The 25,769-nt window shown below is 47.9% G+C and carries 21 protein-coding genes; 9 read left to right on the top strand and 12 right to left on the bottom strand.

Annotated features, from left to right (window positions below; translation table 11 throughout):
* Window positions 1-21: 21 nt before the first annotated feature.
* The 4 genes from ACYVEA_RS15785 (at window position 22) to ACYVEA_RS15770 (ending at window position 2,414) form a co-directional block, all read left to right on the top strand.
* On the top strand, window positions 22-801 hold the full coding sequence (locus tag ACYVEA_RS15785) for a TIGR00266 family protein (protein WP_461114406.1): 780 nt from the start codon (window positions 22-24) through the stop codon (window positions 799-801).
* 106 nt (window positions 802-907) lie between these two features.
* On the top strand, window positions 908-1,198 hold the full coding sequence (locus tag ACYVEA_RS15780; RefSeq protein WP_461114405.1) for a hypothetical protein: 291 nt from the start codon (window positions 908-910) through the stop codon (window positions 1,196-1,198).
* Between the two features lie 158 nt (window positions 1,199-1,356).
* Window positions 1,357-1,974: a gliding motility lipoprotein GldD gene (gene gldD, locus ACYVEA_RS15775; protein ID WP_461114404.1), complete on the top strand. Its 618-nt coding sequence runs from the start codon at window positions 1,357-1,359 to the stop codon at window positions 1,972-1,974.
* 11 nt (window positions 1,975-1,985) lie between these two features.
* A complete protein-coding gene (locus ACYVEA_RS15770) occupies window positions 1,986-2,414 on the top strand; it encodes a c-type cytochrome (RefSeq protein WP_461114403.1) in 429 nt (142 codons plus the stop codon).
* Window positions 2,415-2,500: 86 nt separating this feature from the next.
* Here ACYVEA_RS15770 and ACYVEA_RS15765 read toward each other — a convergent pair whose 3' ends face one another.
* The 3 genes from ACYVEA_RS15765 to ACYVEA_RS15755 all read right to left on the bottom strand — a co-directional run bounded on the left by ACYVEA_RS15765 (window position 2,501) and on the right by ACYVEA_RS15755 (window position 6,163).
* Complete coding sequence (locus ACYVEA_RS15765; protein ID WP_461114597.1) at window positions 2,501-4,111, bottom strand: acyl-CoA carboxylase subunit beta; 1,611 nt, start codon at window positions 4,109-4,111, stop codon at window positions 2,501-2,503.
* A gap of 84 nt (window positions 4,112-4,195) precedes the next feature.
* Window positions 4,196-5,188, bottom strand: coding sequence for an MlaD family protein (locus ACYVEA_RS15760; RefSeq protein ID WP_461114402.1), 993 nt, complete (start codon window positions 5,186-5,188; stop codon window positions 4,196-4,198).
* Between the two features lie 129 nt (window positions 5,189-5,317).
* Window positions 5,318-6,163 carry an N-acetylmuramoyl-L-alanine amidase family protein gene (locus ACYVEA_RS15755; RefSeq protein WP_461114401.1) on the bottom strand — a complete coding sequence of 282 codons (846 nt, stop codon included), beginning with the start codon at window positions 6,161-6,163 and terminating at the stop codon, window positions 5,318-5,320.
* 274 nt (window positions 6,164-6,437) lie between these two features.
* Between ACYVEA_RS15755 and ACYVEA_RS15750 the strand changes: the two genes are divergently transcribed.
* From ACYVEA_RS15750 to gldG, 3 genes are all read left to right on the top strand, one after another.
* On the top strand, window positions 6,438-9,983 hold the full coding sequence (locus ACYVEA_RS15750) for a putative LPS assembly protein LptD (protein WP_461114400.1): 3,546 nt from the start codon (window positions 6,438-6,440) through the stop codon (window positions 9,981-9,983).
* Window positions 9,984-10,095: 112 nt separating this feature from the next.
* Window positions 10,096-10,344 carry a hypothetical protein gene (locus tag ACYVEA_RS15745; protein WP_093827924.1) on the top strand — a complete coding sequence of 83 codons (249 nt, stop codon included), beginning with the start codon at window positions 10,096-10,098 and terminating at the stop codon, window positions 10,342-10,344.
* 72 nt (window positions 10,345-10,416) lie between these two features.
* The gene (gene gldG / locus ACYVEA_RS15740; RefSeq protein WP_461114399.1) at window positions 10,417-12,099 is read left to right on the top strand and encodes a gliding motility-associated ABC transporter substrate-binding protein GldG; all 1,683 of its coding nucleotides are present in this window, start codon (window positions 10,417-10,419) and stop codon (window positions 12,097-12,099) included.
* A 4-nt stretch (window positions 12,100-12,103) separates the two neighbouring features.
* On the opposite strand, the gene ACYVEA_RS15735 is transcribed toward gldG, so the two are convergent.
* The 7 genes from ACYVEA_RS15735 to ACYVEA_RS15705 all read right to left on the bottom strand — a co-directional run bounded on the left by ACYVEA_RS15735 (window position 12,104) and on the right by ACYVEA_RS15705 (window position 21,371).
* Complete coding sequence (locus tag ACYVEA_RS15735; protein WP_461114398.1) at window positions 12,104-13,783, bottom strand: complex I subunit 4 family protein; 1,680 nt, start codon at window positions 13,781-13,783, stop codon at window positions 12,104-12,106.
* A 69-nt stretch (window positions 13,784-13,852) separates the two neighbouring features.
* A complete protein-coding gene (locus ACYVEA_RS15730) occupies window positions 13,853-15,730 on the bottom strand; it encodes an NADH-quinone oxidoreductase subunit 5 family protein (RefSeq protein WP_461114397.1) in 1,878 nt (625 codons plus the stop codon).
* 91 nt (window positions 15,731-15,821) lie between these two features.
* On the bottom strand, window positions 15,822-16,430 hold the full coding sequence (locus ACYVEA_RS15725; protein WP_461114396.1) for a 2OG-Fe(II) oxygenase: 609 nt from the start codon (window positions 16,428-16,430) through the stop codon (window positions 15,822-15,824).
* 85 nt (window positions 16,431-16,515) lie between these two features.
* Complete coding sequence (nuoK, locus tag ACYVEA_RS15720) at window positions 16,516-16,827, bottom strand: NADH-quinone oxidoreductase subunit NuoK (protein WP_461114395.1); 312 nt, start codon at window positions 16,825-16,827, stop codon at window positions 16,516-16,518.
* Entirely contained in the window at window positions 16,814-17,371 is a 558-nt protein-coding gene (locus ACYVEA_RS15715; RefSeq protein WP_461114394.1) for an NADH-quinone oxidoreductase subunit J family protein, read from the bottom strand. The genes nuoK and ACYVEA_RS15715 overlap by 14 nt, the downstream gene beginning before the upstream one ends.
* Window positions 17,372-17,387: 16 nt before the next feature.
* Window positions 17,388-18,908: a 4Fe-4S dicluster domain-containing protein gene (locus tag ACYVEA_RS15710; RefSeq protein WP_461114393.1), complete on the bottom strand. Its 1,521-nt coding sequence runs from the start codon at window positions 18,906-18,908 to the stop codon at window positions 17,388-17,390.
* Window positions 18,909-18,965: 57 nt separating this feature from the next.
* A complete protein-coding gene (locus ACYVEA_RS15705) occupies window positions 18,966-21,371 on the bottom strand; it encodes an alpha-ketoacid dehydrogenase subunit alpha/beta (protein WP_461114392.1) in 2,406 nt (801 codons plus the stop codon).
* 242 nt (window positions 21,372-21,613) lie between these two features.
* On the opposite strand from ACYVEA_RS15705, the gene ACYVEA_RS15700 reads away from it, so the two are divergent.
* The gene (locus tag ACYVEA_RS15700) at window positions 21,614-22,057 is read left to right on the top strand and encodes a DUF1573 domain-containing protein (protein ID WP_461114391.1); all 444 of its coding nucleotides are present in this window, start codon (window positions 21,614-21,616) and stop codon (window positions 22,055-22,057) included.
* 309 nt (window positions 22,058-22,366) lie between these two features.
* Window positions 22,367-23,272: an SPFH domain-containing protein gene (locus tag ACYVEA_RS15695; protein ID WP_461114390.1), complete on the top strand. Its 906-nt coding sequence runs from the start codon at window positions 22,367-22,369 to the stop codon at window positions 23,270-23,272.
* A 193-nt stretch (window positions 23,273-23,465) separates the two neighbouring features.
* Here the strand turns inward: ACYVEA_RS15695 and ACYVEA_RS15690 are convergent, their stop codons facing one another.
* Together ACYVEA_RS15690 and ACYVEA_RS15685 are read right to left on the bottom strand one after the other, a co-directional pair.
* The gene (locus tag ACYVEA_RS15690; RefSeq protein ID WP_461114389.1) at window positions 23,466-24,383 is read right to left on the bottom strand and encodes an alpha/beta hydrolase; all 918 of its coding nucleotides are present in this window, start codon (window positions 24,381-24,383) and stop codon (window positions 23,466-23,468) included.
* Between the two features lie 69 nt (window positions 24,384-24,452).
* Window positions 24,453-25,703, bottom strand: coding sequence for a serine hydrolase domain-containing protein (locus ACYVEA_RS15685; protein ID WP_461114388.1), 1,251 nt, complete (start codon window positions 25,701-25,703; stop codon window positions 24,453-24,455).
* Between the last annotated feature and the right edge of the window lie 66 nt (window positions 25,704-25,769).

Genomic DNA, 25,769 nt, shown 5'->3' with positions numbered 1-25,769 from the left:
ACCGTTTACTGATAACTGACTATGTACTCTCACGAAGTTGATTACAAAATCATTGGCGAAGACATCCAGATCGTCGAAATTGAGTTAGATCCTAACGAAACCGTTATTGCTGAAGCTGGTTCGATGCTGTTCATGGAAGACGGCATTACGTTCGAAACCAAAATGGGGGACGGCTCGCAACCCGACCAGGGCTTTCTGGGTAAATTACTACAGGCTGGCTCTCGGGTAATCATGGGCGAGTCGCTCTTTATGACGCACTTTACGAACCGGGGCGTTGGCAAACGAAAAGTTGCCTTCTCTGCTCCATATCCGGGAACGGTTATGCCTGTTAACCTGGCTAATATCTATGGAAACACGCTTATCGTTCAGAAAGATGCGTTTTTGTGTGCCGCTCTTGGCACAAAGCTTAGTATTCAATTCAATCAACGACTGGGCGCGGGCTTCTTTGGTGGCGAAGGCTTCATTTTGGAAAAGGTGCAGGGCGATGGTATGGCGTTCATCCACGCCGGGGGCGTTGTGATTGAGCGGACGCTAAACAATGAAACGCTACGTGTAGACACGGGCTGCGTCGTTGGCTTCGAACCCAGTATCAATTTCGACGTTCAGCGGGCGGGCGGCCTACGTAGCATGGTTTTTGGCGGAGAGGGCTTATTTTTGGCTACGCTACGTGGTTCGGGCAAAGTCTGGATTCAATCCATGCCAATCTCTAAACTGGTTCAGCGGTTATCGCCGGGTGGTGGACAAGCCCGCAAGGAAGGTGGCTCCGTATTGGGGCAGCTAGGCAACCTGTTTGAGGATTAATAGCTGATTGAATACAGAAAGCTGCATTTTTTTGAAAACATTTTAGGACATTTTTTATCAAAATCATGTTAATCATGAAAATCTGATAAATTTTAGTTCAGACAATATGGAAGTTATTTGCACGAACGACAAATTCCCGGCGCCTGTGCTGGCTTTTTACGCCGAATTTGGCATACAGACGCCTAAGCAGGATCAGTTGTACACGATCCGGCAGGTGAAACGGCACACGACTGGTGACACAGGGGTATTGCTGAATGAAATTCAGAATCCTGAGGTTCCGGTCAAGCATCCGGTAATGGGCGAAGTTTGGTTTGAACCAACGTTCAATATCAATCGGTTTGCTACGTTGATGGGACAACCGGTTAAGCAGGAGGAGATGGAAGATGTAAATGCCTGACCGGGCCACATCTATACAATAAAAAAAGCCTTGGCACCAAACCGCCGGGCTTTTTCGTTTTCTTATTTGTCATGCTGGAACCGCAACAGCGGACCGCACCAGCCCGGTGACGAAGGAAGCATCTACGTCAGTAAAGCATTTTTAACCAGCTAGCGAAGATGCTTCCTTCGTCAGCGTACCAAAGACTTGTGATAAGGTATTTGCTCTTTTTCCTCACGGGCCTGACACTAGCTGCCTGTGGCAGTAGCTCGTCTGACAACTATGTACCGAAACCAAAAGGATTTCCTCGGTTCGATTTGCCTACGCCTAGCTACACACTACTCGACCCAACGCATCCATACCAGTTTGAGTACAACAAAATAGCCCGGATTTTGCCCGATACGTTCGCCCGATCGGAACCAGACTGGATTTTCATTAACTATCCGGCTTATCACGCCAGCGTTCAGTTGACCTACAAGCCCGTTCGTAATGATCTCAAACGACTGAAGGCTATGCTGGATGATTCATATAAACTGGCAACCCGTCATAATATCAAGGCCTCGGCGATTGTGGAGAAAAAACTACGACTACCGTCAGGATTGGAAGCAAGTCTGATCGACCTTGCCGGTGAAGTACCCAGCCAGGTGCAGTTTATCACAACGGATTCGACGACGCATTTCCTGCGTGGGGCTTTATATTTCAACACGGCCACTGAAAATGATTCATTACAGCCTGTGATTCAGTACATTCGTAAAGACATTCTGCATCTACTCAATACCTTGAAATGGCGGAAGTAGATTCCATCCGTATGAAGACACTCCTTACACTTTTTGCCTGTCTGTCACTAGCGGTGGCGATGGCACAAACAAAGAAACCAGCGTCGAAATCGACCAAACCAGCAGCGGAAGCTACCATTGGCAAGTCTCCGGGACAGCTTATTTACGAACAAAACTGCCTGACCTGTCATCAGTCAAACGGGTCGGGTGTGCCCAACCTGAACCCTCCCCTGCGCGGAACAGACTGGGTGCTAGGGGATAAAAACCGGCTCATCAACGTAGTGCTAAAGGGATTACAAGGTCAGGAAATTGAAGGAGACATGTACGATAACGCTATGCCCGCTCACGATTTTCTGAAGGATGACCAAATCGCCGACGTGCTGACCTATATACGTAGCAATTTCGGCAACAAAGCGGATGCCATTACCGCCGATGAAGTGAAGGCTGTGCGGGGGAAATAGGTTTACCGTTTTCGGGTATACGGCAGGCTGACGCGAGAATTGCTAACAACTCGACCAGTCAATTGTATACCAAAAATTGAAAACTACTACGTCTGGATCACGCCAACCGAAAACCGCTTCGTGATGGGTGCGTGGTTAGCGGCATTTATACCTTCAGAAAGAATTTGTCGGGTCTGGAGCGGATCGATAACAGCATCGACCCAGAGCCGGGCAGCTGCGTAGTAGGGCGACAACTGGGCATTGTATTGATCGGTAATCTTATCCAATTGCGCCTGTTCTTCTTCCGGCGTCATCGGCTGCCCTTTCGCTTTTTGAGCGGCAACCTGAATCTGAAGTAGTGTTTTAGCGGCTGAGGCTCCGCTCATGACGGCCATTTGCGCCGTAGGCCAGGATAGCATCAATCGTGGATCGTAGGCTTTACCGCACATAGCATAATTGCCAGCGCCATAACTGTTCCCTATTACAACCGTAAACTTCGGGACAACCGAGTTGGCCATAGCGCTAACCATCTTGGCACCATCTTTAATGATGCCACCTTGCTCCGCTCGGCTACCAACCATAAAACCCGATACGTCCTGCAAAAACACCAGTGGAATCCGTTTCTGGTTGCAATTCATGATAAATCGGGCAGCTTTGTCGGCGGCATCACCATAAATGACCCCGCCCATTTGCATTTCAGAAGGTTGGCCCGTTCTTCCTTTGGCTTTGACTACCTTTCGCTGGTTAGCCACAATGCCTACTGCCCAACCGTCGATACGGGCGTATCCACACAACAAAGACTGACCATAACCGGGTTTATACGCATCGAACGCCGAGTTATCCACAAGTCTATCCACAATTTCCTGCATATCGTAAGGTTTGACACGATCTGTAGGCAGAATCTGGTAGATTTCTTCGGGGTTTTTAGTTGGAGGGGCTGACTCGACACGGTCAAAACCAGCCGTTTCGTAATGGCCAAGTTTATCAAAAATGCGTTTAACCGCGTCTAAACAACTTTTATCATCAGGGTATTTATTGTCGACTACGCCCGAGATGTCAGTGTGAGTAGCGGCTCCGCCGAGTGTTTCGGCATCTACGTCTTCCCCAATGGATGCCTTTACCAGGTAAGGACCAGCCAGAAAAATAGACCCGGTTCCCTCGACAATCAGTGCTTCGTCGGACATGATGGGCAGGTAAGCTCCACCCGCTACGCAACTTCCCATGATAGCGGCAACCTGCAAAATACCCATCGCTGAGAGATGCGCGTTGTTTCGGAAGGTTCGGCCAAAGTGTTCTTTATCAGCAAAAACCTCATCCTGCAAGGGTAGATAAACTCCCGCGCTATCAACCAGGTAAATAATAGGCAGGTGATTTTCCATAGCAATCTCCTGCGCCCGAAGGTTTTTCTTGGCTGTAATTGGGAACCAGGCACCCGCTTTCACGGTGGCATCGTTGGCCACAATAACACACTGCCGACCTGATACGTACCCAATACCCACGACCACTCCACCAGACGGGCAGCCACCATGCTCGGCGTACATACCCTCGCCCGTAAACAAGCCGATTTCGACGAAAGGCTTTTCGGCATCCGTCAGATAAGCGATACGTTCACGAGCCGTCAATTTCCCTTTTCGGTGCTGATCGTCAATTTTTTTTTGACCACCACCCAGTTGGACCTGGGTTGTTCGCTGGCTTAATTCGTCAAGAAGGGTTAGAATTGGGCTCATTGTGAAGTGTATAAGTCAGACGCCTGCCCAACTCGTATAGAATGAAAAAGACCACGCAGAAACTTGGTCCAGACATTACTCTTTCGTCGAATCAGCCGGTGTGACGGTTGTAATCGTCGTACTGGCGGGCAGCGTAGTAACTGGTTTGTCTTTTCGGCCAAAGAGCGAAAAATGAACGTAGCGTTTTGGGTTTTCCCGGAAATCAGTTAGAAGTTTTTCAAGGCTCGTGGTCGTTTTATTAACGTTACTGTAGAGCGCTTCGTCGGACGTTAGCTTACCAAGTGATCCTTTACCGCTATTGATATCAGCCAGTATATGTTGCAGATTCTGAATCGTTTTATTGACGTTACCGAGCGTTTGTTTCAACTGTAAAGCCTGAAGTGAATCGGCAAAATTATCGGCTTTGGCCAGAATAGGATTGAGTTTCTTTTCCGTTTCAATGAAGGATTCTGACAACTTATTAACGTTCGCAAGCGTTGCTTTCAGGCCCGCCCGGTTTTCAGCAACCGTTAAGCCGAGCGTTCCAACAGCAGCATTTGCACTACGTAGGGTTTGGTTCAATACCACACCTGTCTGATCAAATTGGGCCACCACCCGGTTAAGTTGGTACGTCAGCGAGTCCACATTGTTCAAAACGGGCAGGGTTTTTTCCTTGATTAAAGCCGACAAACCAGATTCTTTGGCAGAGATTAACATACCTCCGTCTTCTAACTGAGGGGAGCCGTAATTAATACCCAGCCGAACGACTTTACCGCCCAGCAATCCATCGTCGGCCAGAACAGCCCTCGATCCTTTTGTGACAACAATGTCCTTCTTTAGTTCAAGCGTAACCAGTAACTGATTTTTCTTATTCTGTAAGATTTCAATGCTCTTGACCTGACCCACTGTTAAGCCGTTGATTCTAACGGGGTTGGATGGTGTCAACCCATCAATATTATCGTACAGAACCTGGTATTTATGCGTTGAAGAAAAGAAGTCAGAGCCTTTCAAAAAATTAAACCCAAAATAGAGCATCATCAGCGAGACGACAGCCAATAAGCCTACTTTTACTTCCTGCGAAACTTTCATGCGTATGTGAAGGTGAACAGCCCACCGGGCCGAACTAACCAATTTGGTTGAAGGTATAACCAACTTTTAGAGGTGTTTGTCCCAAAGAGCAGCGAATTTAAATAGGCTAAGCGCCAACATTCCCTGCGCTTATTCGCCTTCAACTTCCTGCTTATACCGGGCAAAAGCCTTATAGATTGCCTCCGCAATTTCCTCCTGCCCTTCGTCTGACCGAAGAAAATCTTCTTCTGCCGGGTTCGTTAAATAGCCACTTTCGATCAGGACACTGGGCATGGTGGTTTTCCAGAGCACAATAAAACCAGCCTGTTTGACGCCATTACTTTTCCGTTCAGCATTTTGACGGAAACTACGTTCCACTTTTTCGGCGAAATTGATGCTGCTGCTCATGAAAGCATTCTGATAATTTGCCAGCATAATCGTGGCTAAAGGGGAACGCGGATCAAAGCCCTTGTACGTCTGCTGATAGTTCTTTTCCTGTAAAATAACGGCGTTTTCACGTCGGGCCACGTCCAGATTACTTTGGGTTCTATGCAAACCTAGCGTATAGGTTTCGGTACCATAGACCCGGCTACTGGATGGACTGGCATTGCAGTGAATCGAAATAAACAGGTCGGCCCGGCTACGATTAGCGATGGCCCCTCGTTCATATAAATCGACAAAGTAGTCGGAGGCCCGCGTATAAATTACCCGAACGTTTGGGTGCTTCTGCTTAATTTTACGGCCCAGTTGTAGGATCAGCTCTAAATTGATCGTTTTTTCTTTGGCATAACGACCATGCGTCCCCGGATCTTTGCCGCCATGCCCTGCATCCAGCACAATCGTACGTAGCTGGTTAGGCGTATCGGTAGTTGCCGGAGCCGTCCCGATCTCTTGTGATCCTGTCCGGCGAACTGTATCCTGCGTTAGTCCAGGTGACAACAAATCCGGGCTTGTCAGAGCTAATAGAGGTGACACAACAATAACTAATGTTGTCATTATTCCGGGAGTTAAGACCGTAGTCGTAACCCCTCTTGATTTAATAATATTTAACAGCTGAAAACGTTTCAAAGCGATAGCAGGATAACAGTTCGTGAATACCTTTGTAAGCTATAGACTTAACGGTCTTCGGGCAAATATAATTTTTTTAATAATCCTAACGAAACGATACTTTATTTTGCGGCCCTCGCTGATACGACCAACATGGATAAAGGCAGCCTGTAGCCTTATCTGCTTACTCTGGACGTTCAACGTGTTGGGGCAAAATACGCCTGTGCCAAAGAGGCTTACACCAGCCACTACTAGCCCAAAATCGCAAACGGTCCCCGCAAAAGCCACGCAGGAGAGCGAGCTGGAGCATGAACTCAATCAGGCACCCAGCCGCCTTGGGCCATCCCCATCAAGAACCAAAGTCCTGCCGCCAACCAGTGCCCGTCCAACCAGCCAGGACTCCCTGCGATTACGGCAGGTAGAACAAGCTGCCATCACTTTAAGAGATTCCCTGAAAAGAGATTCGGCCAGAGTAGCGCCTGTGGCCCGGTTGAAACCTAGACCTTTCCAATTAAGTCCGGCGCGCTTCACGGTTTTATCACCGGTTGTATCCTCAGACTTAGTTCGTCTGCAAAGCCGGATTGCCACTTCCGTTAAAACAGCGCCTGTGGTACAACCTAAAACCGTGCCACTAGCTCAGACACGACCTAGTACCAGTACTGTTGTTGCAGCCCCTACGCCAGCCAAACCCGTTCAGATAAAACCAGTCAGACCCGGTATTAGTGCTGATTCTGTTCGGGTAGCAGTTGGCGATTCAGCTCGCAAAGTTGCGGCTAAACCAAAGACAACGCCTGCTACGTCGACGACGGCTTCCGGCCGCCCTCGTTCGCAAACAGCGGTGGCAAGTCAGACGAAGCCCGTTCTGACCAAAGTGAATCCTTTAAAGACGGGGCAAACCAAACCAAACCAGTCTAAACTGGGTCGACTAAATCCGGGCATCGTTTCGCCTAACGTAGTACGGCCAGAAAGTCGTCAGCGGATTGGCAACGATTCGACCCAGGTAGCCATGGCCGACTCGGCTAAAAAAGATTCGACCGAAACGGCCGATGCCTTTAAAACAACGGTTAAATACCAGGCAAAAGATTCAACTATTTATGCAGCCGACGGCCGGACTGTCGAGCTGTTCGGCGATGCCAGCGTTATCTACGGCGACATTTCGCTTAAAGCGGAGTATATCCGTCTGAACTACCTGACAAATGAAGTGTACGCCAAAGGCCGCTACGATTCAACAGCCAAAAAATGGATCGGCCGCCCTATTTTCCAGGATGGCGAAGGGAAGTATGACACCAAAGAAATTCGCTATAATTTCAAATCCAGAAAGGGCCGGATTCAGGGCGTCGTTACGCAGCAGGGTGAGGGGAATATCCGTGGCACAACCGTAAAGAAAGATGCCGAAGACAACATGTACATCGGCAAAGCTATTTACACAACCTGTAACTTAGCCACGCCCCACTTTCATATTAATGCCAGTAAGCTAAAGGTCATTCACAATACCCAGGTGGTAGCAGGACCATTTAACCTGGTCATCAACCAAATTCCATTACCTATTGGGTTGCCGTTTGGCTTTTTCCCGTTCCCCAAACGCAAGGAGATCGGTGTGTCGGGTATTATTGTGCCCCAATATGGCGAAGAACCTAATGGTCGGGGCTTTTACCTGCGCGATGGAGGTTATTATTGGGCTGTGAGTGAAAATCTTGGACTACAGTTCAAAGGTCAGATCTACTCTCGCGGAAGCTGGGGTTTGGGACTATCGTCGGCCTATAATAAACGGTATCGGTACAGTGGAAGCCTGAATCTTCAATTCAACCGCAACCGCTCCGGCGACCGCGTCGACACGACCCAGTCGCCCCGTAATGATTTTTCCTTTACGTGGTCGCACTCGCCGGTACCACGTGGCCGGGGAAGTTTCTCGGCGAACGTTAACGTCAGCAGTAATAGCTACAACCAGTTCAATTCCTATACTACGTCGTCGTATATCTCCAACGTAGCCGGTTCGTCCGTGCAGTACAGCCGCACCTTTGGGCAATACGTTCGGGCGGGAGCCAACGTCCGCGTCAACCAGCAGTTTGGACAGGTGAATCAGATAACGCAGGTTCGCGAAAATGGTAAGACCGATGTCTCGACGGACTTCAACCTGGGTATCAATCAGATTGCTCCTTTTGCTCTTAAAGGCGGTACTGGCCGGTGGTATGAAAGCTTCCGGGTAGGCCTGGATGTAAGTGGTTCCTTTGCCATTAGTAATACCATCCGTCGTCAGGTAGATACAACGGGGCTTGGTTTCGCAGTTGTTACCAATCTGAGGACGATAAGTAGTATCGAGCGCATTCAGGATAGTATTACCCGCGCGAATAATCTACGGCTGGGCATTGTCGCAGCTGACCCGAACCTGATTGCGTTTAACCTACCGAATTTACCAACCATCTTAAAAAATCGCGTTGTTCAGGCCCGGTATAGTATCCCGATCTCACTGCCTAACGTTAAGCTATTGCGGTATATCAACCTGACTCCAGGGTTCTCACTCCAAGGCAATATTTTCTCGAAACGGCTGGATTATAGGTACATAAAAGAATTGGATGCCGTGCAGATTGACACGACTAGAGGGTTCTTTCCGTCTTATAATTTCTCGGTCAATGCCAGCATGAATACCCGCTTTTACGGCACCTATTTCATTCGGGGAAAACGTATTGAAGCGATTCGGCATACCGTTGCCCCATCCATTTCGTTCAGTTACGTGCCCGATTTTACGAACCCGTCTTTTGGGCAGTTTCAGATCTTACCAGCCGAAGGCAGCCTGGCAAACCTCCCGCTCTACCGGCGAACGCTGTCTGTATTTAGAGGTATTGACGGGAACAGCAGTAGTGCATCGAGTACACAGTCAGCCTTCGTTTCGTTTGGGATTGTGAACCAGTTAGAAATGAAAGTACGTACCCGAGGTGATTCTACAGGGCAGGATTTCAAGAAAATTCCAATTTTCGATAACCTGAGCATCAATGGAAGCTATAACTTATTGGCGCCGGACTATAAGCTTTCGCCCATTGCGATTAGCGCGAACACGCAGATTTTCAAAAACATAAGCTTTAACTTTTCGTCTACGCTCGACCCTTACGCCTATCGCCCCTACGGCGGTACAGCCCAATATTATTTTGCAACAACGCCGTCAACGCTGACGCCCCTTGCCTACTCGCCTTCTATTCAGGCATTACGTGCCAATGAGCCTTATACGGATCAACAGTACGTTCGGTTGCCAAATGTCTTTGCCATTACCGAAGGGCAAGGCTTATTACGGCTGACGAACTTACAAACCTATGTTAGTGCGCGATTTGCCCCCAAACAGGCCGACAAGAAGAAAGTCAGCCCGAACGCATCTGAAGCAACCATGAACGCCATCAACAGCAACCCGGAACTGTACGTCGATTTCAACGTCCCCTGGTCGTTCAATGTCAGTTACACATTCTCCCTGACAAAACTTACGCCCGTACTGTCACAGGTGGTTCAGGCGCTGACCCTCACAGGCGATCTGAGCCTGACGCCCAAGTGGAAAATAACCCTTAATACGGGTTATGATTTCACCTATAACAGTCCCACATTAACCACCATTGGCATTAACCGTGATTTGCACTGCTGGGAGATGGCCTTTAACTGGACACCCTACGCGGGAAACAATAGCCGCGCAGGCAATTATTCTTTCGACCTGCGGGCCCGGTCGTCAATCCTCCAGGAACTCAAGCTTAGTCGTCGCCGGAGTTTCTACGACAGGGGCGGTTTTTAACGTAGTGAATGTGTATCCGTTCTACGTCTGGAATTACATTTACTACGTAAGTAAGCGCAAAAGCAAAGCAAAAACTGTAACTTGTCGCTCCCATTCTTACTTATAAACTCCTATGACTGACCGCGATAAACAACGGCTTGACGAATTGGAAATCAAAACGGCTTATTTGCTGGCCCGTCAGGATGAGCAGGACGCACGAATGAACAAGATTGTTGCCCGCCTGGTCTACGTAGAAGCCCGTCAGTATCGGCTCATGAAAGAATTGGGGATTGCACCCGACAAAATTGATACGTCGCAAACGGCCCAGGTCGATGCGAAAGCTATTAATCTGACAACCATTCCTGAACAGCGATTGAATTAAAGTACTCGTTATAATCTTCGCTCTTACCCTATCCGAATACCGTAGCATACCGGTCATTCGTTGTAGTTCCGTATGAAATCTGCTTCCCTGCGCTTACTTTTCGTTATTGCTGGGTTAATTGCCCTCAATGTCTTGTCAGCATTTGTATTTTTCCGACTAGACCTGACCCAGGAAAAGCGCTATACCCTTTCCCCCGCTACACAAACCCTACTGACTGACTTACCCGACGACGTACACATAGACGTCTACCTGACGGGTGACTTACCTCCCGCCTTCAAGCGACTCGAAAACGCCGTTCGCGAGACGCTGGACGAATTTCAGGCACAGGCAGGCAAAACCATTACGTATCGCTTTATTGACCCGAGTGCTACGAATAGTGTCGATGAGAAAAATAAGCTCATTGATCAACTTCAGCAAAAAGGATTGTTACCAACCAATTTAGTAGCCAATGAGGGCGGCAAACGGACGGAAAAACTGGTTTTTCCCGGCGCTATTGTTTCCTATAAAGGCCAAGAAACAGCCGTATTACTCCTGAAAGGCAATAAATCCGCATCGAAAGAAGACCAGTTAAATCAGTCCTACGAAGGAGTCGAATTTCAACTGGCGTCAGCCATTCAGAAATTAACCCAGACGGAAGGCAACCGTCGGCGAGTGGGCTTGCTGTACAGCCACACAAAGGTCCCTCCTTCCCGTTTTGCCGATTTGCTGGCTTCTGTACAGGAACGCTATGATCTGTTTTTCATTGACATGAGCAAACCGGGGCCTATTGCCAACCTAGATGCGGTGTTGGTACCAAAGCCAGATAGCGCCTTTTCGGAAGATGAGCTTTTCAAACTCGATCAGTTTGTTGTCAATGGCGGCAGAGCCTTATTTTTTGTGGATGGACAACGTGTTGACTCGGTTAATAACGAAGGCACCTACGCCCAACCACTCAATCTGAATCTCGACGATTTATTTTTCCGCTGGGGCGTCCGTGTCAATCGCGACGTAGTAAAAGATTACTACTGTGCGCCGATTCCGCTCAACGTAGGCAACATTGGTGACAAGCCAAATGTCCAATTATTACCCTGGCGATTTTATCCACTTCTAAACAATTTTGGCGCATCGGGCAATCCCATTGTACGTAACCTGGATATGATACTGGCCCGGTTTGCGAGTACACTCGACACAGTGGGGGCAGTTGGTGCGAATGGGCAATCAATTCAAAAAACGCCCCTCCTGCTTACGTCTTCTTATACGAAAATTCTGAAAACACCTGCGTTGATTTCCTATAACGAAGCACGGCAGCAACCCGACCCCAGCACATATGACGGCGGCACTAAAATAATCGGATGCTTACTTGAAGGACAATTCCAGTCGATGTTTGCCAATCGGATTTTACCGAGCGACCCACGCGCCAAGGGATTTAAAGCTGCGGGTGTAGCGTCGCGGGTACTAGTCTGCTCCGACGGTGATTTAATCGTAAATGATGTCGATTACAAGCGAAATACGCCTTACCCGCTGGGTTTTGACCGGTTTACGCGTGCTACGTATGCCAACAAGGATTTCGCTCTGAACGCGATTGATTATCTGGTCGACCCCAACGGTGTAATTGCCGCCCGCACCCGAACCGTTACGCTACGTCCTCTGGACAAAATCCGTATGGATACCAATCGCACAGGCTGGCAAGCCTTAAATCTCCTTGGCCCGTTAGCCTTGGTAGGGTTAGCAGGACTGGTTTGGCAGGTAGTAAGACGGCGACGCTATGGTGCGTGAACTCTTACTCCACCGCGAATTTTGCTAACCACTGCGCCACCGTTGCGCTGCTAAGGTTGAAAACAAGATTTGGAAATAATCCCAGCAGTAACGCCATTGCCCCCAGGGGAATTAGGAGCAGTTTTTCTCGGGCGGTGAGATCAGCCAGTACAGTCGTAGCACCCGACGGGGAATCGAAAGCCCGCACCCAGGTTGGTCCGAAAAACATACGCTGGAGCGTCCAAAGGAAATACGCAGCAGCCAACAAGATACCTGTCGTTGCGATCGCTGTCATCCATCCAGGTAGCCATTCTGACTGAAAGCTACCCATAAGCGTGAACAACTCGCCTACAAATCCTGAAAAGCCTGGCAATCCTAATGATGCAAAAAACGCAATCGCCGTCAACGTAGTGTATTGTGGCATGGGTTGCATCAGGCCTCGGTACGAATCAATACGCCGGTCGTGAGTACGATCATAGAGCACACCCGCAATCAGAAACAGCATCGCTGACAAGACACCGTGGCTAACCATCTGATAAATAGCTCCGTTTACACCTTCAGCCGTGAGTGAGGCAACCCCCAGCAGCACAAACCCCATGTGCGATACCGACGAATAAGCAATCATCTTTTTAACATCGGTCTGTGCCAGCGCATTCAAGCCCCCATAGACGATGGAAAGTACACCTAAACCAGCCAGCATCTGGGCGTATTCAGCTGCACTATCCGGGAAAAAGCCCCAAACGATACGTAAGAAACCATAGCCTCCAATTTTCAGCAACACACCCGCCAGCACGACCGACACAGGTGTGGGGGCTTCAACGTGCGCATCGGGCAACCAGGTGTGAAGCGGCACGATCGGAAGCTTGATAGCAAACCCGATAAATATGGCCCAGAATGCCAGCATCCGGGCAGGCAAACCTAACACAACGGGTTCGGAAGCCGGGTTCAGGAAAGCATTGGGCAAGTAATTGCCCCCGTCGGACAGGTAGCGCATATCGAACGTATGGACGATGTGCGCCGGGTTTAATCGCCCATTTTGAAGATACATTTGAACGCTACGTATAATATCGCCCGTAACGGCCGAAGAGTCCGACACCAGGCCCTCCATCACTGCCGTGCTTGCGGGGTCCATAACAGACAGATATAGGCCAATCATAACCAGCAAAATCAGCAGTGACCCGAGGAGTGTATAAAGGAAAAATTTGATCGAGGCATATTCCCGGCGCGGCCCACCCCATAGTCCGATGAGGAAATACATTGGCAGGAGCATAAACTCGAAAAACAGAAAAAACAGAAAAAAATCAAGGGCTACAAAGCAGCCCATAATCGTTCCGGTCAGGAGCAGGTAAAGCGAAAAATAGGCTTTTAGGCGATGCGTTACGTTCCAGGATGATATAACGCCAATTAGCATAACTACGGCGGATAAAACAACCAAAGGCAAGCTAATACCATCTACACCAACCAGATAGTCGATGGATGCAACACCTAAGTTACCCAGCGGCAACGTAATCCAGTCAGTCTGTTCGAGCAGTTGGTAGCCGGCAATGGACTTATCAAAGCTAGCATATGCCATGCCGGAGAGCATAACTTCAACCACTGTAACAGCCAGAGCAATCCACCGAAACCTTACAGTTTGGTTCCCAGGCAAAAGTGCCACCAGTAGTGAACCCAAAAGAGGCAAAAAAATGAGTAATGATAAAATCATAATTGTACTCGACAGCAAGATGCTACCGGCATGTATGTAAACGACGACAGCAAGATGCTGCCGGGTGTACTAAAGTAACCACCAAAGCAGCATCAACAAACCAACTACGGCAACCGTAATGTATGATTGCACCTGGCCATTTTGAATAGAGCGGGTCAATCGGCCCAGCCGACCGGCAATCCAGGCCGTACCATTCACAATACCGTCTATACCAAACCGATCAACTACTCTAACGAGATTGGCGAGCACCACCGTCGATATGCCTGCTGTATCAACCACCCTATCGACAACGCGTTGATCCATGCGATTAAGCAACGTAGCGAATTTGAGTGGTGGATTGATAAAGAGATGCTGAAAAAATGTGTCCAGAAAACCATACTCCAGCGACAGGCGAACGTAGCTGTAGGCTTCTTTGGGCTCTCTCATCCGGAAACCAATCCACCCACCGATCAGCACCAGTCCAATCGACACCGGAGCCAGCCACCAGTAAGCAGATTCTTCAGTCATGGGCACTATCCGGAAAAACCAACTCCCATGCGCCGAAAAGGGATTTAACGCAAACCAAAACCACACAGATAACAGAACCAGAACTACAACAGGGCCACGCATAAGCCAATCGGGTTCGTGAACCTGCCGGATCATTAGGTGTTCGTTGCGATAGGTACCAAAGAAAATTAACCGCCACTGCCGCCCCATGTAACAGGCCGTTAGTCCCGACGATAGGAGCAACAAGACTGGTATAAGGAATGATAGATTACTATTCTGCTCATTGGACCAGCTAAATGAACCGACCAATATGGCTTCTTTTGAGAGGAAACCCGAGAAAAAAGGCAGTCCAGACAAGGCAGCGGCACAAACACTATACCCTAAAAAGGTCGTCGGCAAGGCTTTACGTAATCCGCCCATCTGTCGCATATCCTGCGTGTGGACAGCGTGGATTATGGCACCTGCACTCAGAAATAGACCTGCTTTGAAGAAAGCATGAGTCAGGAGGTGAAACATGGCTCCTGCTACGTTATTGGTGCCCATTCCGGCAACCATCAGCCCTAATTGCGAGACGGTTGAAAAAGCCAGCACTTTCTTGATATCCGTTTGAAAAACCGCCGAATAACCACCCCAAATTGTTGTTATAGTGCCAACTAAGGCGATGACAACCAAAGCATCGGGCGAGAGTAAAGGATGAATGCGCGCTAGTAGGAAAATGCCAGCCGCCACCATGGTAGCCGCATGGAGCAAGGCCGACACGGGCGTGGGGCCCTCCATTGCATCGGGTAGCCATGTCAACAAGGGAAACTGCGCCGACTTTCCCACGCAGCCAATGAACAGACAAAGGCCCAGGACGGTTGGCGTAACAGTACCCGCACCAATGGTTGTCAATGCATCGAACTCGAGCGTATCGAAATAATAATACGTTAGAAAAATACCAATCAGGAAACCTATATCGCCAACACGATTCATCAGAAAGGCTTTTTTGGCAGCCTTCGATGCGGCTGGGCGTTCGGCATAAAAGCCAATCAATAGGTAGGAAGCTAACCCTACCAACTCCCAGAACGCATACATTACCAGTAGATTTCCCGCCAAAACAATACCCAGCATGGCGCCTACAAACAATTGCAAATAGGAGAAATAGCGGGCTAGCTTTGGCTCATCGTGCAGATAAGAAATTGAATAAAGCTGTACTAATAAGGCCACAAAATGCACCAGAATGAGCATTAGAGCAGTCAATGCATCTAACCGGAAAGTAATACCAAAGGCTACACCTGATAGCATCGCCCAGTTGGCGTGAAGTGCCAGTGATTGTTCGGGCAGGTTGATCGACAGTATAATCGACAATGCTAATCCCGCACTCGTCAGCAAGATGGCCCACCATCCTGCCATTCGTCGACTAACCATTGTCAACGCCAGAAACCCCACGAAGGGTAGACCCAGCAAAACAGCAGTTAACATCGAAAAAAGCGAAGAGTCGGCGGAGGGCATTTATAACCGGTCTGAATTAGGCGCAAATATCCCGATTCTAGCGTAGGGAAACAAACCACATTTATGCCGTTTTTAACCAGCCGGTAACGCTCAGCCGTTCTCGGGTAGCAGGTAACACTTCATGTTCCAGGCGGGCACTCTCGAAACAAACCAATCGACCGCCCAGTGGCGCGATGGTAATTTGCCGTTCGCCTGTTGCTTCCGGATCGGGAAAATAAAGCGCTAGTTGTCCGCCATCCGTTTCCTGCCAATCGGCATTGAGGTAGCAGATAACTGAAAGCTTACGGCGTGAATCGCTGCGAAATTGATCCAGATGGCGTTTATAGAACGTACCGGTCGGATATACGGCATAGTGAAACTCATAATCCCGCAGGCCTAAATAACAGGTTTGGTTAACGTAATCGACAAATTCATGGATTCGTTGCAGGAATGTCTGTTCGGCGGATGTAGCCGTAGCTTCATCCACCCACAAAATTTCATCACCACGGATCGCACTTTCAACCACTACGTTCTGATTACCAATACCAGCCGCTCGAAACTGGCCCATTGCCCGACGGTCATGTAGACGCTCGGCTAGCCTAGCTACTTCATCGGATGCCAGAAAATTATCCATTATTCCATACCCATCGGCTAGAATTCCGTCAATGATGGGTTCAAAAAGTGGATTCATATTTTGTCATGCTGACGAAGGAAGCATCTTCGATAGCTATGTTTATAATTGTAAGAAGATGCTTCCTTCGTCAGCATGACAAATTCTACTGTTTCAACTCGTTCAGTTCGTCTAGCTGCGCCGTGCGGAAATGTCGGTACACTTGCAAAACAATTGCCAGGGCCACTGCCGATTCCGCTGCGGCTACAACCATCACAAATAGGGCCAGCATTTGCCCCTGCAACCGGTCTGGATCATATTGGCTGAAGGCAACAAGGTTGATATTGACAGCGTTGAGCATTAATTCAACACCCATCAAGACAACAATCGCATGTCGTTTTAGCAAGACAACAGCCAGCCCAATGCTAAACAGAGCCGCGCCAACGAACAAAAAAAACTGACTATCAACGGCCTGCATGTCTGGACGATTTAAGTTGAAGAGAGGCCAAACAAGTAGCCCCCACCAGGGCGGCCAACAACAAGATTCCAGCAATTTCAAACGGCACTACGTATTCGGTCATCAGTTGCTTACCTATGGTATTCACCGTGCTTTGCCAGCCAACAGGTCGATCGAGCAGACTAAAGTTTGCTCGTACCAGCAAGGTGTATAAGGCAATAAATAGACAACCGGCGACCAAGATGGCTACTACCCAACTGGCCTGAGCACCTACTCTGTTTAGCGATGCAATTGTATTGGGTTGCTGGCTGTTTGTACTGGCCGGGAGTTCAGGTTTATGGGTAAGCATAACGCCAAAAATCACTAGTACCAATACGCCACCGACGTAAATCATTATTTGTGCAACAGCCAGAAAGTCGGCGCTTGCCAACACGAATAGTCCTGCCACACCGAGTAGCGTCAACAATAGAAAGAAAGCTGCGTAGAGCACGTTCCGGGTGAGCAGGACAGCCAGAGCGCCAAAAAGCGCCAGAGCAGAAAACGCATAAAAAGCAAGTTGGAGCACTGATTTGTCTTTTTAATTAGGCGGATGTATCGTCATCCGGTTTCGCTTTGGGTTTCATTGTTGGCCGAAAAGCTGGTTTCGTCGGCTTTGCCGGTTCATCAATCGATGTCTCGGGCTGATTGCTGGCATTCTTTTCAGAAACTAACTTCGTTTCTTGGTCCTCTTGCTCCGGGTTTAATACGTCAGGCGGCTTTGGCCCAGCGGCTGGCTTCATGGTTGGCCGAAAACCAGCAGGTTTCGGCTTTGGCGCGTCGGGCGTCGGCGACGTATCAATTACTGGCTCCTCGGGCTTCGTTACCGACGGTTTCATGGTTGGCCGAAAGCTCGCTGGCTTTGGCGTTTCTGGAACTGATGGTGGATCCGACTCCGTTACCGCCGGTTTCATGGTTGGCTTAAACGCTTGTTTCGGTTTTAGTACGTCATTCTCTACCGTAGCATTCGACTGATCAGGCGCTTTGACAGGCGGCTTCATCGTTGGCCTGAAGCCCGTAGGTTTTACAGGTGGTTTGGGTGGATCCGACGACTCTTGACTCGATTCAGAACCAGCGTTAGCTTCAGTTGTGGGAGCCTTTGGTGGTTCAGCAACATTCGGCTTCATGCTTGGCCGGAACGCTTTTGGCGGAGCGCTCGGCTTTGGCGTTACGGGCGGTTCAGGTAATGCTGTTTCTTCTCCTGTTTGACCTTCAGCCGGTACATCTGTTAACCGCTTTGTTGGCATTGGCGCAGGTTCAAAAACCGGATGCTTCGTTATTTCCAGACCACCCTGCGCAATATGTTGCATTTCCTCGGGTGTCGCATCCGTCAGTGGATGTTCTATAGCAGAACCTTCGGAGTTAGCCGATTCCGGCGATGGTGCCTTTGCCGCAGGCTTAGCCGTTGGTCGAAACGCAGGGCGGGGCGGTTTAACTGGCGCCTGAATGTCATTGCTTGGTTGAGTCGGTTCAGAGCCTTTGGCCGCTGTCTGTGCTTTCGCTGCGATCCTGGCAGCTTCTTTCTCCTGAAGGAACTGTTCGTACAAAGACCGTTTTTCATCAGCCTGCTCGGACGTTAAATCCGAGAAATGGTAGGTCAACGCGCCTAACTCAAATTCGCTGTAGTCGAATTTCTTGTCCATCGTCAGGCATTCAGTCGGACAAACTACGGTGCAAAGACCACAGTAGCAGCACTTGGCCATGTCAATGTCGAACGTAGCGGCATATAATCGAATCGGAGATCCATCAGAGGCACGGCCTACTTCCTCCGTGGCTTTAATTGCATCAATGGTTATGCAGTCAACGGGGCATACCTTAGCACATTTATCGCAAACAATGCAGTCATCAATCTGATTACGGAGTTGATAACGGCCATTATCGGGAATAGGCAGTTGCTCATGCGGATACTGAAGCGTAACCAAGCCGTTTTGCAGATCAAAATAATTTTCACTGGCAACTCCCTCCGGTGTTCGGCGCTTCGTTGCGTTTCGTATATGCCTTAGTGTCAGACTCAACCCCTTCAGTGTTGTTCTGATTCCAGCTTGTATGTCTTGAAAATAGGACATTTTTAAAGAGTGAACGGGCGAAAGGATTCACGCAAAAAACACTCTTTCGCTCCGTCGCTAAATTTTGGGGAAACGATCCGGTTCAGCCTCGCTCATGATGGCATAGATCGCTTCAATTATATCATCAACATTTGGTTTTGAAAAATAGTCACCATCAGAGCCATAAGGTGTACGGTGAGCTTTTGCTGATAACGTACGGGGTACCGAATCCAGGTAGCGGTAGGCATTTTGCTCCTCAACGACTTGCTGCATCATGTAAGCTGACGCACCACCGGGTACATCTTCATCGGCAAAAAGCACTCGGTTCGTTTTCTTGATTGACTCAACAATCATGTGATGCACATCGAATGGCAGTAATGTTTGTACATCAATTACTTCAATACTGATACTCATCTGTGCCAGTTGGGCAGCCGCTTCCATAATAAGGCGGCACATGGAACCATATGTCACCACGGTTACATCTGAGCCGGAACGTAGTGTTTCCGGTACGCCCAAAGGCAAACAGAATTCGGCAAGATTATCAGGTAACAACTCCTTCAGGCGGTATCCATTCAATGACTCTATCAGCAAGGCAGGATCGTCACCTTTGATAAGTGTATTATAGAAACCAATGGCTTGGGTCATGTTACGTGGTACCAGCACGTGTAACCCCCGCAAACTGCCGAGCATGGCTCCCATTGGTGAACCTGAATGCCAAATGCCTTCCAAGCGGTGACCGCGTGTTCGAATAATAAGCGGTGCCTTTTGTCCCCCTTTGGTTCGATAGAGCAATGTTGCCAGATCATCGGTTAGCGTCGCTAGGGTATAGTAAACATAATCGAAATACTGGATCTCGACTATGGGACGTAAACCGCGCATTGCCAAACCAATACCCTGACCAATGATGGTAGTTTCCCGAATACCTGTATCTGTGACACGTATCTCACCGTATTTATCTTGTAAACCCGCAAAGCCCTGGTTTACATCGCCAATCTTTCCTACATCTTCACCCAGCGCTACTACACGGGGGTCGCGGGCAAACAGATTATCAAAATAGCGTTGCAGTAACAGGTACCCATCAACCGCCAGGCTTTCGTCCGTATATTGTGCCGGTACGCCCTTGATGAGCATAGGCGAATCAGGTGATTCACTATATAAATGTGAATTGTAGCGATCATTGTTCTCAGCGTTTGTCCGATCCAGCCAAGCTTGCAACCGTTGACGAGCCGCACTCGTATCCGTTCGCATGATACGTAATGCCTTACGAACAGCCGCAACCGCATCACGACGTACAGGGGTGAATGTTTTTCGTAACTCTTCCCGTATTGCCATCAGTTCGGCTGATTTAGCGTTATGCCGAGCCGCTTGCTGTAGTAAGTCGACGGCTTCGTCAAAATCGCTTTTCATCGATCCCTGAAAGGCATTCCAGGCATCAAGACGCGCTTTTTTAGCCGTCTGCTTTGCTTCTGCCTCAATAACTTCCAGCTCTTCGTTGGTAGCATAGCCGTTTTCCAGAATCCACTGCCGAAAAATCCGGTTACAGTCATGTTCGGCTTCCCAGTCCAGTCGTTCTTTCGATTTATAGCGCTCATGTGAACCGGACGATGAGTGGCCTTGCGGCTGGGTAAGTTCCTGCACATGAACCAGCACCGGAACATGTTCAGTACGACAAATATGGGCGGCTTGCTGATACGTTTCCAGCAACGCTACGTAGTCCCAACCTTTTACGGTAAAAATTTCAAATCCTTTATCATCGGCATCCCGCTGAAAACCAGCCAGGGCTTTCGAGATGCTACCTTTCACTGTCTGATACTCGACGGGTACTGATATGCCATAGCCATCATCCCAAACCGACGTTAACAATGGGACCTGTAACACGCCCGCGGCATTCATCGTCTCCCAGAACATGCCCTGTGAGGTAGACGCATCGCCAATCGTAGCAAAAACTATCTCGTTACCACTACGTGAAAACTTGGTTAATTCGCTAAGGTCAATATTTTCACGAAAGAGTTTTGAGGCATAAGCCAGCCCAAGTGCGCGCGGAATTTGACCGGCTGTAGGCGAAATATCACAAACAGAATTAAAGAGTTCGGTCTGGTTACGCCACAACCCTTTCTCGTCGAGCCATCGCGTAGCATAGTGTCCATTCATCGACCTGCCTGCGGTATTAGGATCGGCTTCAATATCGGTATGGGCATATAACTGGGCAAAAAACTCTGACCAGCGCAGTTCACCTAAAGCCGCAACAAAGGTCTGGTCACGGTAATAGCCAGATCGAAAATCCCCCCTTTCAAACGCATGAGCCGCTGCCATTTGCGCCAGTTCCTTGCCATCGCCGAATATTCCGAACTTAGCACGCCCTCCCATTACATCGCGCCGACCTAACAAACTAACCTGTCGACTCTCGAAAGCCAGTCGGTAGTCCGATAGGATTTTTTCACGACTAATAATATCAGTCGAGCGGAGTTGTTCGTTTGCTATCACAACAGAGCCACGGGTTGAAATCGTCTAACAATCTATTTATCGATGAAGTAGCCACCACTAGTTGTACCAATGATTAAGCAAAAGTAAAAGTAAGGCAAAACAAGACAGCTTTCAAAAAAACGATTTTTTGAGTTTCTTTGTTGAGCAAATGGTAACTAATGCTTTTATTGGTACCTGGTTGCTCAGAATATGCGTATCACCTTTAGTATTTTAACAATCAAACCATAATTCCGTTTAGTCCGATGAAAAATATTTTTGCACTTTTCGTAGCTTTATTTGTGTTTGTCGCAGTTAGTTACGCTCAGAAAGGGGTTCTGAAATTTGCCAAAGAGACACATGACTTCGGCAAAGTTGAACAGGGAAAGCCAGTAACGTTTGTATTTGAATTCAAGAATACAGGAACCGATCCGGTTATCATCAACGATGCGCAAGCTTCCTGCGGTTGTACCAAGCCAAGTTTCTCACGTGAGCCTGTACTTCCAGGTAAAACGGGCTCAATTTCGGCTACTTACAACGCGGCTTCGGCTGGCCAGTTCACTAAATCTGTTACAGTAACGAGCAATGCAGAAGGTGGTAGCTCGGTTCTCTATTTGAAGGGTGAGGTAGTTCCTCAAAAAGAAGCCGCAACAGCGGCTGCTCCAACTGGCGCACCTGCATCTAAAGACAAGAAAAAAACTTCACGCTAATCTATTGAAGGGTTAATAGTGTAGTTAAAAAAGGCATCTGGTTGTTTACCGGATGCCTTTTTTTGTGCGTATATTTTTACCATCATGCCCGGTAACCGATTGACAAACCCGGCATCCGTTCTTACGATATTGGTTCTTTACGGCCTGAGTATCATCTACTTTTAGCCTGCCTTTTGACTTAATATCTCCATGACTCCGCCCCAACGCCGGTAAATCTTTTCCACAGTCACACGGTATCCTCTCCTGTTTATTTCACCAGTTGTCGAGTTGCTTTTTCAGCGACATAGATAGCTCATTTCTACCTAAACTATGTTTTTTATTGTCATTGGCGTTTTGGCGCTTATCGTCGGATTTGCCATCAATACCCCTGCGCTGACATTCTCGCGCTTTTCCAGGCCAGCCAAAGTAGCTGGAATATTCTTATTACTAATAGGCGCTCTTACTGCCGGTGTGCGGCAGATAGACGCCGGTCAGGTAGGGGTCATATCTCTATTTGGTAACGTTAGTGACCGCGCTTTGGGCTCTGGCCTCAACTTCGTTAATCCGTTGGCTAACGTAACTGAATTTGACATAAAAACGCAGAACTATACAATGTCTGCTTCTCACGATGAGGGCCAACGATCAGGCGACGACGCCATACGAGTCCTGACGGCCGATGGGCTGGAAGTTGTAATTGATTTAACAGTGCTTTATCGGGTAGTATCTGACGATGCGCCCAGGATTTACAGAGAAATCGGTCCGGATTACATGGATAAAATTGTGCGCCCGATTACCCGTACCCGCATTCGGGATAATGCCGTTTATTATGATGCTATCGCCTTGTACTCAACTCGTCGTGATGAATTTCAAACCCGAATCTATAAAACCATTGAGGCCGACTTTCGAAAGCGGGGTCTATTGCTGGAGCAGTTATTGATTCGGAATATTGATTTGCCCGCGTCAGTTAAAAAGACAATTGAATCAAAAATTAATGCTGAGCAGGATGCGCAAAAAATGCAGTTTGTTCTGCAAAAAGAACGCCAGGAAGCCGAGCGAAAGCGGGTAGAGGCCCAAGGCATCGCTGATTACCAGAAGATTTTATCTACCGGGCTAAGCGACAAACAATTGCAATATGAACAGATTAAAGCCCAGCGGGAACTGGCGGCCTCGCCAAATGCTAAAATTGTGATTATGAACGGGCGCGGAAACGTACCATTAATTTTGAATGATAAGTAATGGTATGATCGTTATATTCCGGTCATAGTCCACGCAGTCAGAAATAATCAAAACAGGCTCTATTGATTCTTACCGTTTTAATTGAGCTTGTTTTCTGCCAATCCTTGTTTCCCTTGAAGTTTGCCAATCGATCCATTGTTGAAATGCGTTTCGAGAGGGTATTGAATCAGTGGGCGTCTTTGCGCTCACCTTACTATTTCGGAGAAGTCAATGCCATTAGCCAGGCTTTGCAAGTATCAGGCCAGGTAGTAAGTGAGCCAAATTTTGCCGTACGCAATCCGTAACCATGCCCACCGGTTGGATAGAGATGCATTTCGGCTGAAACGCTATTCTTTAAGCACGCCAAATAATAATTGATGCTATTTTCAACGGGAACAGACTTGTCATCCTCCGAATGAACCAAAAACGTAGGTGGTGTTTGATTTGTAACCTGTAACTCATTGGAGTAATAAGCTATCATTTCAGGTGAATTTTTCAAGGTACCTAATAAATTGTCTCGGGAGCCCGTATGCGCTTTCTCACCGAACGTCACTACAGGATAAAGCAAAATGGCAAAATTCGGTTTCGCCTGTTCATTCGCTTTCGGTCCACGGTGATAGTGTGTGGCAAGCGTTGCGGCCAAATGTCCACCGGCGGAGAAACCCATTACGCCTATTTTATCGGATTTAATACCATATTTAGCCGCATTCTGACGAATCAAGGCCATACCTTGCATGGCGTCCATCAACGGGACTTCCTGCTGATTCGTCATAATAGCTGGGTTTGGCAAACGATATTTTAACACAAAAGCAGCCACCCCCATGTTATTGAACCATTGTGCCACCTCTTCGCCTTCGTGTCCCGAAGCCAGAAGAGCATAGCCGCCACCGGGACAAATCATAACAGCTGCTCCAGTGGCTTTTTCCTTGGATGGCAAATAAGCCGTAATTGTAGGTACCGATACGTTACTAATACGTAGTATGCCACCTCCTGTTTCTGACTTTTCGGTAATCTGCACTCCAGCAATAGCATTTGGAATGGCCTCATCTGGCCAAAGCTTGATAACTTCCTGCGATAACGCGATTTGGGGTAGCACAGTAGCGAAAAAAATAATAATGAACAAGAAGCGCATAACCTATTGACAAACGGAAAAACAGATACGTATCAAAACTGAAAAAGCCGACCAACCGGTCGGCTCTACTCATATTTCTACTTCGCCATCCTCAGACGACATTTTATTATTAGTACCACCGTGCAGTACGTCAATAAGTTCTTTTACGCGATAAACGGTTGTATTGTATTTGTTCCCGAGAATAATAATAACATATTCATCTTTTGGACTAAACCAGAACATGGAATTATATCCTTTCCACCAACCAGAGTGATAGATGTATTCAGGCTGATTAAGGTCATTTAGCATCATTCGGAAGCCATATCCATAGTTTTTAGCACCCTTTCGTTCAAAGCTACGTGGTACAAATGCTTCGGCAAGGCTCTTTTTTTGTAAAAGACATTCTCCATTTAGGGCGCGATACCACCGAAATAGATCGCCAGTTGTTGAATAAATTCCCTTATCGCCAACCACATCGTCATAGTAATCTTTGGGAATCCGTCGGTTCCATTGATAACCGGCCGTTCGATGATGATTGATCGAGTCATTCTTGGTTGTAGCAACGAATGTTTGATGCATTCCGAGAGGCTCAAAGATATTTTTGTGAATAAATGTCTCGTAACTCTGTCCGGTTGCTTTCTCAATGATTGAAGCCAACACCATATAGTTTGTATTGCTGTAACTAAATCCTCGACCCGGAATGTTGTAAGCTTTAGGCGTTGGTTTCACCGTGGCAAACCAGTGCATAATGGTTGCGTTGGATGGATAAGGCTTCTCTTTTTTGTAGAAATTCACCTTCATACTATCGTCAAAGGCATATTGGTAATTTGGTAATCCACTACGGTGACTTAGCAGTTCGCGAATCGTAATACCGTGATATGGAAAATCTGGATAAAATTTCTGGATGGTATCTTCAAAAGAGAGCTTGCCCGATTCAATTAATTTTAGCGTACCAATAGCGGTAAATGTCTTAGACAGGGAGGCTAACTGAAATTTGGAGTCATCAACTAACGTATCACGTTGATTACGCTCGAAATGCCCCAGCCCAAAACAGTGTTTATACAGAACTAGTCCTTTTTGAGCAACTAATACGTTACCGTTCAGGCCACTTCGCACCTTCTGGCGAAAAATCTCTTCGATCTGCCGAGCCTTTTCATCCGCATTGATTTGCTGACGAATTTTCGTTTGTTGGCTGGGTGTTATTGCCTGCTCGTCAGCACAATTACGTAACGCATTCGCCGAACGATTCAATTCGGTCTGAGAATTTGACCCGCACGAGAAGCCTAATCCTATAACTATTAATATACTAAACCAAGTACAGGTTTTATTTATTCGCACCATCCTCACCCACGTATTTCACTTTTGATTTAATCAAACTTCCACAAAAATAAACATTGCTTAACAGCA

Source organism: Spirosoma jeollabukense (assembly GCF_054777855.1).
The sequence above is the reverse complement of the archived record's forward strand: the minus strand, read 5'-3'. Positions and strand labels throughout refer to the sequence as shown.